Here is a 14,005-nt window from a genome sequence, read left to right as displayed (position 1 = left end):
GGGTTTACCGTCGTCAGGCGAGACGCCGAATGTCAGCCAGCATTGCGTCGAAGTTTTCCGGCATGAGGCTGGAATCTTCGCTTTGCTCACGCCAGCGCAGCATCTTCCATTCGAGCGCATTGAGATGCGGCGCGGGCAAAGCCAGCAATACATCTTCGGCATCGACCATAGCCGAGCAGCATCGTCTGCCTGCTCTACCAGCTTGTCATAGCCAACGGCGTCGCAAGCGCGCTGATAGATATCATGCTGCGCCTGTATCTGCTCGTTCTGCGGGCGGATGGCTCTGTGATAGTCCACGCCATTTCCATCGAGCAGGTACTTGCTATGGTCCGCCCGATGCGGGTCTAGGTCGTGGTATATCACTCGTCCGTTCCTGGCTTCGTGCCGGATAAGATAGTTCGGACGGTGCGCATCCGCCTTGTCCCACTGTGCCTTAGCGAGGGCATGGAATTCGTCGGCGCGCATACGAACGTTGCGGCGGCATGAGCAGGCGCGGCGATGGCGACAGGCGCGATCAGCGCGGCGGTGAGGAATGCGCGACGATCGGTCATTGCACACCTCCGATCTGACCACGACGGGCGGCCGACTTGGCGACCAAATCCATGCGATCGGCATAGCTGATGAGGTGCATGTTCTCGATGAAGTCTTGGTTCCAGACCTCGATCGTTTCCGACGTGCGACAGGTGTCCAGCATCGCCGCGAGAAGAAAGGCAGGCGTGACAGAGGGTATCGCCAAGTGTATGGGCGCATGAGCCATTTCGATCTCCTATGGATCGTTGAGGTTAGGGCTGGGGAGGGAGGTAGGATTCCCTCTCTAGCCTGCATTGACTTGTAGAACACCTTCTGGCATCACGTCAAGCATCATTTCCAGCATAGGTGCCAGCATGAGCGAGAACGAAAAGATAAGGGAGAACCGCCTTCGCCGAATGGCGGATCGTCAAGGAATGCGATTGGTCAAATCGCGACGACGCGACCCTAATGCGCTGGATTACGGATGCTACGCCCTAATAGACCATCAAACGGGCGGGGCGAATTTTGGCATGGGCCATTTTGGCTATGAGGCCAGCCTTTCGGACATAGAATCCTATCTGACATCACCCAATCATTGATGGCAAAAGGGGTAGGTGCATTGCACCCACCCCCGCATCAGGATTCCTACTTTGCTGCGAGCGCCGTCAAAAGCGCCTGATCATTAAACATCGCTTCGATCTGGTCATTGACCACGGCATTCATTTTCTTGTTCAGTGCTTTGGCGCCGGATACAACGATGGTGCGGTTGGATGAAGCCGCCCGGTACATTTGTTCGTAAGGCGCTGATCCTCCGGTCACGACAACCTTCATTGCCGCGTCTATGTCCGCCCCCATAGTCCAGAAGCCGGTGGTGCTGACTTGGTTTAGGCCGCGAAGTTCGACTTTTAGATTCGATCCATCTGGAGACACCCCTCCAACTGGCGAAAACCCTTTCGCCGAAAGCCCTTTCATGATGGCGGTTTGATAGACGACCGCCAGATCCTCGTTCATTTCGATGGTCCCACCGATGGACGAGCGCTTCCCCAAGTTTTTCGATGGGCGCTCATCAACCACGATGACCCCAACTTTCTTGCCGTTGCCAATTGTTGACGCCTGAACCTGTGGCTGTGGGTCAATTTTTGCTTCCATCGTCGTGATGGTGCATCCCGACAGAATAAATCCAAAAAGAAGTGGCGCGTAATATTTTTTCATAAATTGCCCCTGTTGCTCCGCTGGTTGCACGGATTTCCATAAGATGGAGTGATGCTTGAGATTCGTCCACATCAACCTGATCCAACAGCGATTGTGACAATAGTTTTAATTGGGCGAGGTTGCCATTGATGGCGGGGGTTGGCTAGTGGGCGGATCAGTTCTGCGCTTTTCAACCCTCGCTTGACAAACGCATGAGCATTGGATACTAAAATATCCATGCAGGTGATTGAAACTCTCGAATTCTCGGACTGGCTCGGTAGCCTGCGTGACGTTGTTGCTCGTCGTGCCATCGTGAAAAGGCTTACCCGCTTGGCCGCTACCGGCCATTTCGGGGATACTGAGCCGGTTGGCGACGGAGTATCAGAAATGCGGTTCCATATGGGGCCGAGCTACCGCGTCTATTATATTGTGCGTGATGGCGCTGTCATTCTCTGCGGGGGAGACAAGGACAGCCAAGATCGTGATATCAGCAAGGCCAAGCGATTGGCCGCTGATTTGTGACCAATGGAGGTTGGTATGGCTATCGAAACTCGTGCCTTTGATCCGGCGCGCTACCTAGACAATCGCGAAGACGAAGCGGATCTGCTCAATGATGCGGTCGTTGACGGCGATCCTCGTTACATTGCCGCCGCTCTTGGCGCAGTAGCGCGCGCCCATGGGGGCATCAGCGAGCTATCGCGCACTACTGGCCTACATAGGAAGACGCTCGAAAAGGCTCTAAGCGACAAAGGCAACCCTACCCTTGATACCGTCATCAAGGTCTTGGATGCCCTTGGGCTGCAAATGTCTATAGAGCGCCGGGAGTTAGAGCCTGCATAACTATTGACGCGCTAAACCCGCGCCTCCTGCAAAACTATATTACCGGGCTTCACATGCCCCATCGAATTGTAGGCGGCGCGGATGTCGGCGCCATTGCTGATCCGCCCGGTAAACCAGGGCCGCAGGTAGCAATTGTCGCCGGCTGATATGTCGCGGTTGAGCGGCGAGGTAACGATCGCGGTCCCGACGTCACCGACATAGCTGATCTCATCGATCAGATAGCAATCGAAGTCATGTCCAATGACATGACCCGGCCCAACGATCGGACCAACGCCGGTAAGGTCGATCTTGATTTCCAGTGAGCCTTTCAGCCCAGCCGCCGCAAATCGGGCCGTGAAGTCACCATCCCAATTCTGCTGATTGCTCCAGGCTTGCCCATTGTCCCACGGCACGGCGGTCATACCACGGCGCTTGCTGTAGGCGATCTGGGGTGAAGGAGCGAGGCGGACGCGGAAAACCTGCCCGCTGATCTTCGACATGATCCACGACGCCAGCGGGGCGTCCCATTCCGTGTCGATGAGCGCGGGGGCGATTTCCAGCACAGAGAATCCGCCCGGCTCTGGCGTGATGAACTGCGCGCCGCCCGATGTCAGGCCGCCGTCATAGCCAGCACCAGGCGTGTGGAACAGCTGCGTCTCGATGCGGAAGGTGGGGAAGTTGCATATTCTCATTACACCACCGATCCGCCACTTTCCCATTCAGCGGCCCAATCTTGGAAGCTGCGCCGCGCCGTCTGCACAGCGCGCTCGCCTGCCTGATCAGCCACAGCCATGACGGCCTCTGGCATAAATCCACCTTCGACCCTGATCGTGAAATAGTTGTCGCCAAGACGCATGGAGGGCTTTCCTCCACCGTGCACCTCAACGCCAAGCGATCCGTTCGGGCCACGCTTCAGCGGCATAATGGCTTCGGGACCAGCCTCGCCCATTTCACCCAGCGCTGCGCCATTGGCAAAGCGGAATAGCGTTGGCGATGTGACAACGGAATTGGTGAAAGCGCCGCCGTTGGCAAATTGGGTCGGAGTGCCAAACGCGCCACCATTGGCGAAACCCAAAGCTTTACCTATGCCGCTGATCAAATTGCCGGTGCTGCTACCAGCAGGGAAAAGCGAATTGGCGAGCGGCTCGATAATCGAGCGCTGGACAGCGATCCGCAGAAGATCGGCTATGATCTGATCCGCCACTCGCTTGAAAGCGTTGCCAAGCGAATCCACGCCGGTAATGACATCGACAATGCCGTTGTTCAGGCTGTCCAGGCCGCGAGCCTTCACATTCTCGATTTCAAGCATGCGATCTATGGCATTGCGGACTTCGCCATACTTTTCCGCTTTCTGGTCCAAAAGTGCAAGCTCTTCAGTCGAGAGTGGCTTGCCCGCACGCTGCGCTTCACTCAAGCGCTCTACCTTGTAGGCATAGGCCTCAGCCGCCGCTCCTGTGAGGCCCAGGCCTTTACTCTCAAGGTCGAGCGCGTACATGGCATCTGCTGCGTCCTTGCGGATTTTTTCCATGCGAGTATTGCGGTCGTACAGGATTTGGTCATCTGCTTCGCTCGATGCAGCATTGGACAAGCGATTGGCATCTTTAACCGAAAGGATCACGCCCTTCGGCAATGCGTTTTGCGCTTTAGTTAACATCTCCATCTGAATACGCGCGCGCGTCAGTTCGTCGCCATAAATGCCGATCAAGTTATTCTGATCGTTGAGTGTCGACCGCTGTTTTTCGGACCCGTCGATGACGCCCTGGATGACCGCTGCAGTGTCGGCAGCAATCTTCACATCAGCATAAGATTTGGCAAGACGATCAAGTTCGGCGCGTACAGCCGCTGTAATCGGGATCTTTGCCTTTTCAACTTGATTAAGAAGCTTCGTGCGCTGCTCCAGCTCAGCGGCGGCGTGTGCAGACACGCCCACCGCATCAGCCTTGGCCTGCTCAGCTTTGATCTCAGCTTCGGCGTTACGGATGATGTCTGCTAGTTTTTCAGCATCGGACTTGCCGCCCTTTGCCTTGGGCGCGTCGTACATGGCCTTGGCCATAGTGTCCTGCCGCGTGCGAGCATTCGCCCGCGCCTGCTTCACGATTTCATCAAGCGCCTTCTGCCCATCGGCATAGGCTTTGCCGTAGGTCTTTTTAATGATGTCGGGATCGCCTTGCCCGATTATCATCTTGCCTAGTCCGAGAACGCCACCCTTCTCAATCTCAGCCAGATATGCGCGTGTACCGGCAAGCCCTGCGTAAATGCCAGCCAAGGTAGCGCGCGTACCCGACGCCAGCCTATCAAGAAATGTTTCCCACGTCTTGGCCATGTCGGCCGTGTTGATGCCCATAGCCTCAGCGGCCGATCGGAGGGCGACTTGGAAAACCGCCTTCGTCGTGTCGCCAAAGGTGACAGTCACGGCGTTCAATTTCGCCACTTCCGCTTTGGTATAACCCATCGCGGTCGTGTATTTTTTGAGGCCGGAATCATCATTTGCCTGAGCCGTGAGGGCTGCGATGCCCGCCGCCGCCAAGGTCAGTGCAGCAATCAAAGGTAGAAGTGGCAACAGGGCGGCGAAAATGGCTGCTCCTGCGGCCCTGAACACTACCCCGATCGTCTGCCCGGTGACTGCCGCCTTGTTCTGGAGAATGTCGAGCAGTTGCGGTCCCTGCTGGATCGCGACCATGAACGGGTTCATGCCCATTGCCAGCGTCACACCGATATCCGAGAGCTGGCGGCTTGCGTTCAACGTGTCTTGAGCCGTGAATTTAATGGCTGTGGCCGCTACCTTTGCGCTATCGGCGGCGCGATTGAGACTGTCACGATAAGCGAGGACGTGAGCGTCCGCTTGCACCTGAGGCGTGCGGATCGACTGTAGGGTAGATTGATACGCCAAAACATTTGTGTTGGCGTTTCGTTGGGCTGCTGCCAGCCCTGCAAGATGCTGAGTATAGGCGATGACATGGCTGTCCGCGACGGCGACCGCTGCGCCCGCCTTGGCCATGCTCGACGCCGTGTTGTCGTTGGCAGCAGCCAGCGCCTTCTCCGCCTGCTGCGCCTTCGTCAGCGTGCCGATCAGCGCTGACATCTTCGTGTCGATCGACTGGACCAAGGCGACCATTTTAGCGATCGATCCAGCCTGGCTACCGAAGTTGACCTTGCCGGCCGATGCCGCCGCACGATCCGAGGACGCCGAGAAGCGGTCAAGGTCGTTCGCCGCAGTGACGACCTTGCTGCTATCGATGTTCATCGAGAGTGCGGCAACATCCATATTCTATCCACCCCTGCGATTGGCGGTTGCTGCGCGGAAAGCATCGCGGGCCGACGCCTGGGGCTGCTCGGAAGTTTCGGCCGAACCGCGCTTGAGATAGATTTTGTCCAACTGCCTCATGCAAATCTCAAACAGATGAGCGTCGACGTAATGCCAGCCCTGCGTGTGGCGAGCGATGGCGCTTGCTGGGATCGGCCCCTCCACCATGCCGATCTGACGTTCGGTCCCAAGGTCCATGAAGGCATCAATCCAGCCCTCAAAGCCTTCTTCAATATCGGGAGGCTGAAGATCGTCTGGGATTTTCGATCCATCTTCTTCCTCCTTTTTGCGGGCCGCAATGAACGCGCCATGCTTGGATAGCGTCCATTGCAGCCCTTCGGTCAGTTTCCCGCCACTTGCTCCGCGCGCGCGGCGATCTGTTCTGCTACGCGGTCGCCGGCCCATTCCACGCCTTGGCGGTAGATCTGGCCGATCCCGTAATCGTCGTCCACGGTCAGAACGAAGCGGGCGTCCTCGCGAGAATAGGGCAGGGGCTTGCCCTCCTTCGTCAGGGCAATCGAACCCTCCGCTTTCGTCATATCCCAGTCGATCAGGATGTGGTCAGCCAAAGGCCCGCCAGACGCAGCGCGGAACGCGATAACGCCCTCATCCGTCCGAAGCCGCTTGCCGAAACGGCGGATCAGGGCGCTGGACGCTACTTCAAACGGCTTGAACTTGGTCGACCGGACCTTGAGGCGGACGCCATCGAGATCCGGGATATCATCGACCCATTCACCGTCATTCATATCAACTTTTTTGCTTACGTGTCCGATTTCCATGGCTCATTCTCACCGGGTCGTTCGGGTCTAAGGACGACGGCCGACCCGAACAGCCGCCGCCCCTAGCTGGTTAAACGGTAACGATGTTGGTGTTGGGCTTGATGCTGGCGGTCAGCATTTGGGCCGTGTTCGCCTCGCCGCCGTTCTTGCTGAACGACATGGCGAGCGCGTAGAAGAGGTCGGTCTGGCCAACGGGCGAAGCGGTCGCCGTGATGGACGTTGCCGTTCCCGCCGCCGTGGTCGCAACGGCAGCGCCGCCCGGTGTGGCCGACACGGTGAAGGTGGTGGGCGTGAGGCCGGTTTCGCGGACGTAGTAGACGGTGCCAGCGGTCAGACCGGTCGGCAGCGTGCCGCCGTTGCCAGTGAACACCACCGGCGAACCGGCTTCCAAGCCATGGCCGCCCGGCCAGGTGATGACGCCGGGGGAGGCAACGCTGATCGTGACAGCGCTCTCGGCCACACAAGAGGCGCCCCATTCGACCTTGATCGCATAGTTGGAGCAGCCCGCCATTGCTTCACGCAAGCGCTTCTGACCAGGATCATTCGGCAGCGGCGCGAAAACGTTCTGCATTTCCGCAGCGTTCTTCGTCCCACCAATGGTGACCGTGCGATCGGCGTCGATGAAGTTCTGCGAGATGGCTTCGCGGGTATCCCCCAGCGATCCGGCCTGCGTCCATCCCTTGATTTCGAGCCATTCCGGCTCCTGAAGGGTGAAGTCCGCGAGTTCCACGGTCAGGTCGGTGGGCAGCGCCACCCGCGTACCGATGAAGATTTTCGACCCTGCAATTGACTGCAAACCCATGACGCGGCGCTCCCGTTGCCCATGACCGGGCGGTTCCGAATTGACGGAACATTACAACGGGAATATGATTTGCGCAATAATGATGCGTCATGGTGAAATATTAGTTCATTAGGGCGGGCCTATCTCGGCGTAATGAGTGATGCCCCGAATTGTGAATCCTGCACGGTCGCACCACACGCCCTCTTTATTCCGCACCGCCAGTGGCTTCCACATAGCGGAGGGCGACCATGACGCTATCTCAGCACCGATGCCTGCCACAGTTTCCCAAAGCAGCACCTCCCGTCCGTCCTTGAGGTTGTCGGGCAGTTCAGCAATCGGCCGCCAATCTATCGCCATCACCCCTCCTCCAGCATGGCGTCGATCATGGCAGCATACACCGTCTTTGCCTCTTCACCGATGGCGAGGTTGTCCCGATTCCAGTCGCCAGCGAACGCCCCGGCATCCTCCATCGCCTCGCTTGGCTCGCGGATCGCGGTGAGGACGATTTTCGCCATATCAACACATGACCGCCAACCATATTCTTGCTCAATGTGGAATGCGAGGTGTTCGCCTCCATATGGGCCGGGTTCGTATTCGAATAGCGCCCGCGCGGCGCGTTCGAGCGGGGTCATCGCGGAAGTGACTTTTCATAGGCAGTAGCGAAATGCTCACCGCCGTCAGTAACGCCGCGCAGCGCCACCGTCACGCCGTCGTCATCTTCCTGCCAATTTCGGTTCGAGCATCCCCACTGGCCTGCGAAGTAATCCATCTTCTGCAATGCTGCTTGGCGAAGGTGCTGTTCGGGAGATAGAGTGGAGGTAGCCATGATCGCGGTCCTTTCGCGTTTTGGTCAGGGTCAGCGGTGCGCTAACACCGCTGACCCGAACATATCACAGCCGGATTCCGCGCGCTACATGCTCGACCAAAACACCCGCACCACTACCACGCGGTATGCGCCATCAACATAGGCCGCCAGCGCTGCGCTATCCTGCGTCACCCGCAAGCGCGACCGGCCGTATGACATGCAGGTGTCGGCGGGGAAATGCGCCGCGATCTGTCCGCCCAACTCCTTCAGCCGCGCGTGCGTGACGGGCTTGGCGATCGGCCATTGCAGGGTGAGCATCAGCGTGCCGGCGCGTTCGTGAAGCGAAGGATCAATCCGCCCGCCACGATCCCGGTCGTTCGTCACGTCCGATAGCAGGATGTAGGGGAGAGGTCCGGCCGCGTCCTTGGGCGCCGTGAAGACGGCGCCAGGCTCGTAGATCGGAATGGCGGTGTCGAGCGCAAGCGTGTCGACGCGCTGCTTGAGGGCCAGCCAGTCGCTAGTGTCGATCGTCGGAACGGTTGCCATTATTTGCCCCTCATCTTCATGGCCTGCTCCTGCACGATGGAAGGCCATTTGACAGCCGTCGCCTCGGCGAATCCAAAGCCAGCCTGATTGTAAGTCCTGCCCAAGCTGTCGGTGCCAGCGAACCCATTATTCTGGCGTCTGGAATAGTTCGCCTGCCAGCCCAGATAGATTGTGTCGCCGGGCTTCATGACGGCGAGGGCGCTTGTGACATCCCCCGTCGCGTCACCATCCTTGATCGTGGGGGGCGTCAGAGAAATCACGACAGAGCGCGCCAGGTTACCGGTCTTCACTGGCACGCGGCCACCGTTGGGAATTGTCTTCCCGGCTTCATTAGCAAGCGCCTGGACGCTGTTGCGCAGCAAAGCCGTCAATCCGGTGGTGGACAGATTACCCGCCCACTTCGCAGGATCGACGCCTTGCCAGCCAGCCATTTATTCGGCCTTGGTGGGCTTCGCAGCTTTTGCGGCATCCTTGCGGTGATCCGCGCCCGCATCAATTGCGATCGTCGTCCGCAGTCCTTCATCCGTGCTTTCGAACGGGTCGGAGATGCTGAACTTCTCACGCAGCGCCTCGACGGTGAGGCCGGCTGCCTCAGCCATCTTGCCGTGCATGATCGCGCTGCGGATCTTCTTACAGTTCTTGCAAGCCATGTTCGTTCTCCTCCTACAGGCCAGCGGCCCAATCAATGTCAAAGTCAGTTGAGCAGCGACATGCCACGTTGTTTTTCGCCCCGCCCTGTGGATCATGGCTGTGCAGCATCAATGATCCATCGGGCATGTGGAACACGGCGTCGATTCCGGTGACGCTCTTGCCGTTCATGGCGAGATGCCAATCACGCGCATGATGCAGGCCGCCAAGGTGCCGCCAAATCTTCTCCACTGCCGCATCGTCCAAGCCGCTCTTGTCGAGCGCCTGTTTCGTCGCTTCGGCGCGCGCCATCATGACCCCTTGGGCGGTTTCCGTCCGCGCGATGTCGTCGGCGCGCTTGGCCAGCAGCCGGTCGGAATATTTAGCCGTCAGCTCGTAAATCTTGTCGCGCGTCAGTGGGTTCGGCTTGCCCTTCGCGATGGCCGCAATTGCCCGCTTGATCGCGCCGTCATAGCGACGATCGCGGCGGGTCATGCCGGTGCCTTCTATCCATTTCCCGCCTTTGTCGAAGCGTCCCAGCACCTTCATCATCTCGTCGGGATCACCGGACAGCAGGCGGGCGCGCATGGAATCGACATAGCCCACCTGGGGATCGGACAGGCCGACTATGCCGCCCTGTCGGCGCTTGCTGTTCGGATCGACGCGCCCGGCGATGGTGGTTGCGATCGTCTGCGGCCCTTCGCCACGGCTGAACCCGTCCGCGATCACCTTGCGCGCCGTTTCCACCTGCTCATCGACATAGCCAGCGACACGGGTGGCGGCCTCCGATCGGATACGGTTTTCCGCGCGGGGGTTCTGCATATCGAAGCGGAACACGATGTTCGTCGGCGTCGGGCCGTCCAGCGATAGAGACGGCGGAGCAGGGGGTGGCGTCCGATCTGGGCCACGCGCTTCAGGCTCCAGCACAGGCCCGCGAATAGATGGATCGCGGGTTTCGCGCCGGAAGAATGCCACCCGATCTTTCGTGACCGCTTCCGACACGACAGCGCCAGCCTTCGCAAACGCCGCCTGGCGCTCCAGCACATAGCCGCTGAACACGCCGCTTTCGATGTTTAGGGCGTCAATCGCTGCATCGATGTCACCGGTGCGCAGGGCGATCAGGAGACGAGGGTAATCAATCCCGGCGCGCAGCGTGGCGATTGCCGCAATGAACACAGCAGCCAGCAACGGTTCAAGCTGGTCGACCAGGGCTTGGAGGTCGTCGCTCATTGCCGAGCCACGAACTGAATGACGCAGGGCGTGCCTGCCGCTGGGATATTCTTCACCGACATGACGGTAACGGGCGCACCGTCGATTTCCAGCACATCCGCAGGCTCGTAATCATCGGCGTTGTAGCCGCTTTCCGGCACGGCGACGATGACGAGCAGGTCTGTGGCGACGATCTGGCCGCCATTCTCAACCGGCGTTCCCACAAGCTCCTTGCCGACCCCGCGCGCCGCGCCGTCGAGAGGGATGCGTTCAAGCGTCGGGGCCGATGGCGGCTCCCACGGATTAGCCGGCGCTTCACCCGCGACATAGCGCACGATAGCGATCTCGCCTTGCCCAAGGCCGCCCTGGTCGGTTGGGGCTAGCAATCGCCGCGCCGTGGCCTGCATGCGGGTGTAAATGTCGGCCATCAGCTTCCGAGCGTCCACAGGAACGCCGCGCCCTTGCTGTTATCGCAGATAAAGGCCCGCAGAGCGCCGTCGATCATGCTGTCTATGAACGAAGGGCCGCCACTGCTGCCGGGCTTGCCGTCATCGAAATACTCGACATCAACAGCGCCCTCGACCCGCTCACGCTTCACGCGCTGGCCAAGCCCTGCCGACGATCCGATGAGGATGCCTGGTGTCTCAGCTTCTAGCCATGCCGCGCGGTATGCAGCATTGATGATCGAGGGAGGAATGATGTTGTCGGGAATCGCCTGCACGCAATTGAAGCGCGCGCCAGTACGGGGCCAGGCCAGATCCTGCACCGCGCCGCCAATGCGATAGCCCGTCCATTGCGCCTCATAGCCATCGACGTAGGCGCTGCCACGCGCGCGCAGGACCGCAAGCGACGGCGCCGTTCCAGGCAGCACATAGCCCTGCTCATCAAGCCAGGTTTGGAAGCCTGCATCGTCGCCGTACGCCGCCATTACTGAGTAGGCTCCCGTGCAACCCACATGACCGCCGTGCCAGCGGTGCAGGTGGTGCCGAACGGCAAGAGCGTCAGGCCGGTCGTTACGACCGACAGGGAAAGCACTGTGTTCTGCGCGGCGTTGCAGATGCCGGTGAAGGCCGTGGCTGATCGCGTCTGAATCTTGCACGGCATCTGATTGTTCGCCGTGTCGACCACCGCAGCATATGCAAATGGCGAGGTGCTGGTGAATGGCGTCCATCAGCGGGTCGACCTGATCGTCCCATCCAGTGCCAAGTCCGTCGAACATCTGCAATTCGGCGCGCAGAGCTACCTTGCATTCGTGATCGTTTGGCAAATGGACCATGCCGGTTGCCACCCATGGCGCTGCATCAAGCCCGCGCGTGTACTTGTCCCGGTCGCGGGGGATGCCGACGACAGGAATCGCTTTCTTTCGCAGGGACTGGATCAAGCCCGTCCCGCTCGCCTTATCTTCGACATTGAAGCCGCGCAGATGCTTGCCCTTGTGCTTATTGCCACCCGCGACGACGACGGAAACGACGCCAGCGCCATCGAGACGATAAGCCTCGAACAGGCTCAGCAGTTGCGCGACATGCTCAACATAAAGAGCAAGTCGGAACCGCGCTTCGTCACCTTCCTGAACGACAAATGCAGCTACAGCATCGCCAAAATCGAAGACCTTTGGGCTTCGGACTTCGCCGCTGTGCTGGCTACTCTCAAGGCCGCCTGACATGCAGATATACAATTACGTCCAAGGCACCCCGGAATGGTTCGCCTGCCGCATGGGCATCCCGACTGCCAGCCAGTTCTCAACCATCATGGCGAGCGGGAGAGGTGGCGGCGAAAGCAAGACGCGCCGCACCTATATGCTCAAACTGGCGGGGGAAATCCTGACCGGTGACGGGCAGGAGCTGGAAACCTCCATCTCCCTCTCACGCGACCTCAAGACAATGAGCTTGCGCACCACGACGCAGATCCTCCGAAAGGACACCGGCAAGCGGGAAAACCGCCGCAGCAAGCCTTCGATCGCGGCGCACACGTTCTGCCCGTTTTGTGGCGATCGCTACGAAGCGAAGGCTGAGCAGGCCGCCGCCTAACCAGTTTCTCAAGGGAACGGCCCGTCAGCCTAATAAGCGGGGCCGGGAAATATGATGACCAAGGATCTTTGGAATTGGTGGGCAGGCCGCACCGATGAATGGATGACTGTCGGCCCTTGTAGCACCCGCGATGATGCTGTCGCTGGCGCTATGCGCGATATTGGTGAAGGCGAGGGCGATTTCGTCGTCATGGAAGCCTGCTCGCTGATTCCGCCGCCGCTGGATGCCGACACGATCATCAACGACTATTTCGAGCATCTGGGCGACACCAGCGACTATTATTCGGGCGAGGGTGACTATCCCGAATGGCTGCTGCCAGAAGATCAGCAGAAGGTGGCGGAAGCCGAATTGCAGCAGTTTTTGACGGCTTGGTCGGAAAAGTGGCTGATCAATCATATGAACGACCCCGACCAGTTCGGCGAAACGCGCAATGTCGAGACGATCAGCAACACGGTCGATCCCGATAGCCCTCGCCACCCCAGCGCGAACGGATGATGCCGGGGTGGGTGTGGGTCGCGACTACGCTGCCGAAAAACTCTATGACGATTTGAACGAAATCCTGTCGCCTTTCCATTGGGAGGCCTGGCAGGCCGCGTTATTCTCGGACCTTGACCACTGGCCCGAAGAAGATGAGCAAGAGGAAATCGCGCGAGGCGTTGATGGCGTTGCTGTCGGCGAGCATTTCGAAGCGTGGTCGGAAGACGTTCGCACGAAGATCATTGCCCTCTTCGGCCACGGCAAGGGTATCGCCCTCCATCAGGGCAGCGTCGAAAAATGACCCGCACCCCAGCCCAGCTGCACCAGATCGCGCGCGACGAACGCGCCCGCCGCAAGGCCGCTTTGGAAGCTGCCGGGCAGGGGCAATCGGATCGTGCCCGATATGACGACGCGCTTTGGTCCAACATCGAGCAGATGGCGGGCCTGGCGGCGGGCGATCCGCATTGCCAAGCCCGCCACCCGCAGCGCTGGAGAGACGATGAGCGAGCGGTCATGGCAAAGAACCTATGGGCGACCGCCTGCAAAGCAGATGCAAAGCTAGACCAGACGATCGAGGCGAACCGCATCAAGACAGCGGACCTTTTGGCCCTGTATCGCTGGGTTCGTCCCATGGGCTGGCCCCCCTACGCGACGGAGGCCGCATGAACGCGCACACCGTCCCGGCCGCACGCCGAAGGGGCAAAGCCGTGTATCCTGGCAAGGTCGCAATTCGGCATGCGAAGGAGGCGGCCGAAGCAATGGGTATCAACCCCGGCGGCCTGGAGATATGTCCTGACGGGACGATCCGTATTTTCGATCGCGCCGCGATTCCCACTGCCGCGCCGAAGGATGAGTTTGACGAATGGCTACAGAGCGGAAAACTGGGGTAGATGGCGTCCATATCGTCACATCGCGCAAGGCGGGAAAGCC

At 59.5% G+C, this 14,005-nt stretch carries 25 protein-coding genes and 1 pseudogene; 8 read left to right on the top strand and 18 right to left on the bottom strand.

Annotated elements, in window-relative coordinates; all coding sequences use genetic code 11:
* Positions 1-13: 13 nt before the first annotated feature.
* From U5A82_RS17450 to U5A82_RS17440, 3 genes are all read right to left on the bottom strand, one after another.
* On the bottom strand, positions 14-169 hold the full coding sequence (locus U5A82_RS17450; RefSeq protein ID WP_326292127.1) for a hypothetical protein: 156 nt from the start codon (positions 167-169) through the stop codon (positions 14-16).
* A 378-nt stretch (positions 170-547) separates the two neighbouring features.
* Positions 548-757 carry a hypothetical protein gene (locus U5A82_RS17445; RefSeq protein WP_326292125.1) on the bottom strand — a complete coding sequence of 70 codons (210 nt, stop codon included), beginning with the start codon at positions 755-757 and terminating at the stop codon, positions 548-550.
* Between the two features lie 398 nt (positions 758-1,155).
* The gene (locus U5A82_RS17440) at positions 1,156-1,794 is read right to left on the bottom strand and encodes a YajG family lipoprotein (protein ID WP_326292124.1); all 639 of its coding nucleotides are present in this window, start codon (positions 1,792-1,794) and stop codon (positions 1,156-1,158) included.
* 144 nt (positions 1,795-1,938) lie between these two features.
* On the opposite strand from U5A82_RS17440, the gene U5A82_RS17435 reads away from it, so the two are divergent.
* Complete coding sequence (locus U5A82_RS17435) at positions 1,939-2,223, top strand: type II toxin-antitoxin system RelE/ParE family toxin (RefSeq protein ID WP_326292123.1); 285 nt, start codon at positions 1,939-1,941, stop codon at positions 2,221-2,223.
* A 15-nt stretch (positions 2,224-2,238) separates the two neighbouring features.
* The gene (locus U5A82_RS17430) at positions 2,239-2,541 is read left to right on the top strand and encodes an addiction module antidote protein (protein ID WP_326292122.1); all 303 of its coding nucleotides are present in this window, start codon (positions 2,239-2,241) and stop codon (positions 2,539-2,541) included.
* A gap of 11 nt (positions 2,542-2,552) precedes the next feature.
* Here U5A82_RS17430 and U5A82_RS17425 read toward each other — a convergent pair whose 3' ends face one another.
* The 14 genes from U5A82_RS17425 to U5A82_RS17360 all read right to left on the bottom strand — a co-directional run bounded on the left by U5A82_RS17425 (position 2,553) and on the right by U5A82_RS17360 (position 11,499).
* Complete coding sequence (locus U5A82_RS17425) at positions 2,553-3,212, bottom strand: hypothetical protein (RefSeq protein ID WP_326292121.1); 660 nt, start codon at positions 3,210-3,212, stop codon at positions 2,553-2,555.
* Positions 3,212-5,785, bottom strand: a complete 2,574-nt coding sequence (locus tag U5A82_RS17420; protein WP_326292120.1) for a phage tail length tape measure family protein — start codon at positions 5,783-5,785, stop codon at positions 3,212-3,214. Before U5A82_RS17420 ends, U5A82_RS17425 begins: the two co-directional genes overlap by 1 nt.
* 3 nt (positions 5,786-5,788) lie before the next feature.
* Positions 5,789-6,229: a phage tail assembly chaperone gene (locus U5A82_RS17415; RefSeq protein WP_326292118.1), complete on the bottom strand. Its 441-nt coding sequence runs from the start codon at positions 6,227-6,229 to the stop codon at positions 5,789-5,791.
* Positions 6,166-6,603, bottom strand: a complete 438-nt coding sequence (locus U5A82_RS17410; RefSeq protein WP_326292116.1) for a hypothetical protein — start codon at positions 6,601-6,603, stop codon at positions 6,166-6,168. Before U5A82_RS17410 ends, U5A82_RS17415 begins: the two co-directional genes overlap by 64 nt.
* A gap of 70 nt (positions 6,604-6,673) precedes the next feature.
* A complete protein-coding gene (locus tag U5A82_RS17405; protein ID WP_326292114.1) occupies positions 6,674-7,405 on the bottom strand; it encodes a hypothetical protein in 732 nt (243 codons plus the stop codon).
* A gap of 108 nt (positions 7,406-7,513) precedes the next feature.
* Entirely contained in the window at positions 7,514-7,741 is a 228-nt protein-coding gene (locus U5A82_RS17400) for a hypothetical protein (protein ID WP_326292113.1), read from the bottom strand.
* Positions 7,741-8,016 carry a hypothetical protein gene (locus tag U5A82_RS17395; protein WP_326292111.1) on the bottom strand — a complete coding sequence of 92 codons (276 nt, stop codon included), beginning with the start codon at positions 8,014-8,016 and terminating at the stop codon, positions 7,741-7,743. Before U5A82_RS17395 ends, U5A82_RS17400 begins: the two co-directional genes overlap by 1 nt.
* On the bottom strand, positions 8,013-8,210 hold the full coding sequence (locus U5A82_RS17390; protein WP_326292110.1) for a hypothetical protein: 198 nt from the start codon (positions 8,208-8,210) through the stop codon (positions 8,013-8,015). Before U5A82_RS17390 ends, U5A82_RS17395 begins: the two co-directional genes overlap by 4 nt.
* 84 nt (positions 8,211-8,294) lie before the next feature.
* Positions 8,295-8,735, bottom strand: a complete 441-nt coding sequence (locus U5A82_RS17385) for a phage tail terminator-like protein (protein ID WP_326292109.1) — start codon at positions 8,733-8,735, stop codon at positions 8,295-8,297.
* Positions 8,735-9,166 carry a hypothetical protein gene (locus U5A82_RS17380; protein ID WP_326292107.1) on the bottom strand — a complete coding sequence of 144 codons (432 nt, stop codon included), beginning with the start codon at positions 9,164-9,166 and terminating at the stop codon, positions 8,735-8,737. Before U5A82_RS17380 ends, U5A82_RS17385 begins: the two co-directional genes overlap by 1 nt.
* Positions 9,167-9,385, bottom strand: coding sequence for a hypothetical protein (locus U5A82_RS17375; RefSeq protein WP_326292106.1), 219 nt, complete (start codon positions 9,383-9,385; stop codon positions 9,167-9,169).
* Positions 9,386-9,398: 13 nt separating this feature from the next.
* A complete protein-coding gene (locus U5A82_RS17370) occupies positions 9,399-10,592 on the bottom strand; it encodes a hypothetical protein (RefSeq protein WP_326292105.1) in 1,194 nt (397 codons plus the stop codon).
* Positions 10,589-10,999 (bottom strand): hypothetical protein, encoded by a 411-nt coding sequence (locus U5A82_RS17365; RefSeq protein WP_326292104.1) that lies wholly within the window; start codon positions 10,997-10,999, stop codon positions 10,589-10,591. The genes U5A82_RS17370 and U5A82_RS17365 overlap by 4 nt, the downstream gene beginning before the upstream one ends.
* Positions 10,999-11,499, bottom strand: coding sequence for a DnaT-like ssDNA-binding protein (locus U5A82_RS17360; protein WP_326292103.1), 501 nt, complete (start codon positions 11,497-11,499; stop codon positions 10,999-11,001). The genes U5A82_RS17365 and U5A82_RS17360 overlap by 1 nt, the downstream gene beginning before the upstream one ends.
* 27 nt (positions 11,500-11,526) lie before the next feature.
* Between U5A82_RS17360 and U5A82_RS17355 the strand changes: the two genes are divergently transcribed.
* Complete coding sequence (locus U5A82_RS17355) at positions 11,527-11,661, top strand: hypothetical protein (protein ID WP_326292102.1); 135 nt, start codon at positions 11,527-11,529, stop codon at positions 11,659-11,661.
* A gap of 123 nt (positions 11,662-11,784) precedes the next feature.
* Here U5A82_RS17355 and U5A82_RS21750 read toward each other — a convergent pair.
* A pseudogene (locus U5A82_RS21750) lies at positions 11,785-12,234 on the bottom strand (hypothetical protein); the annotation flags it as partial.
* Between U5A82_RS21750 and U5A82_RS17345 the strand changes: the two are divergent.
* From U5A82_RS17345 to U5A82_RS17325, 5 genes are read left to right on the top strand one after another with little or no spacing between them, the layout of a single operon-like run.
* Positions 12,233-12,598: an SAM domain-containing protein gene (locus U5A82_RS17345; protein ID WP_326292100.1), complete on the top strand. Its 366-nt coding sequence runs from the start codon at positions 12,233-12,235 to the stop codon at positions 12,596-12,598. The pseudogene U5A82_RS21750 and the gene U5A82_RS17345 overlap by 2 nt on opposite strands.
* A 54-nt stretch (positions 12,599-12,652) precedes the next feature.
* The gene (locus U5A82_RS17340) at positions 12,653-13,093 is read left to right on the top strand and encodes a hypothetical protein (RefSeq protein WP_326292098.1); all 441 of its coding nucleotides are present in this window, start codon (positions 12,653-12,655) and stop codon (positions 13,091-13,093) included.
* Between the two features lie 13 nt (positions 13,094-13,106).
* The gene (locus U5A82_RS17335; protein WP_326292097.1) at positions 13,107-13,376 is read left to right on the top strand and encodes a hypothetical protein; all 270 of its coding nucleotides are present in this window, start codon (positions 13,107-13,109) and stop codon (positions 13,374-13,376) included.
* Positions 13,373-13,741: a hypothetical protein gene (locus tag U5A82_RS17330; protein ID WP_326292096.1), complete on the top strand. Its 369-nt coding sequence runs from the start codon at positions 13,373-13,375 to the stop codon at positions 13,739-13,741. The genes U5A82_RS17335 and U5A82_RS17330 overlap by 4 nt, the downstream gene beginning before the upstream one ends.
* Positions 13,738-13,965 carry a hypothetical protein gene (locus U5A82_RS17325; protein ID WP_326292095.1) on the top strand — a complete coding sequence of 76 codons (228 nt, stop codon included), beginning with the start codon at positions 13,738-13,740 and terminating at the stop codon, positions 13,963-13,965. The genes U5A82_RS17330 and U5A82_RS17325 overlap by 4 nt, the downstream gene beginning before the upstream one ends.
* Positions 13,966-14,005: the final 40 nt, after the last annotated feature.

Source organism: Sphingobium sp. CR2-8 (genome assembly GCF_035818615.1).
Taxonomy (GTDB): Bacteria; Pseudomonadota; Alphaproteobacteria; order Sphingomonadales; family Sphingomonadaceae; genus Sphingobium.
The sequence above is the reverse complement of the archived record's forward strand: the minus strand, read 5'-3'. Positions and strand labels throughout refer to the sequence as shown.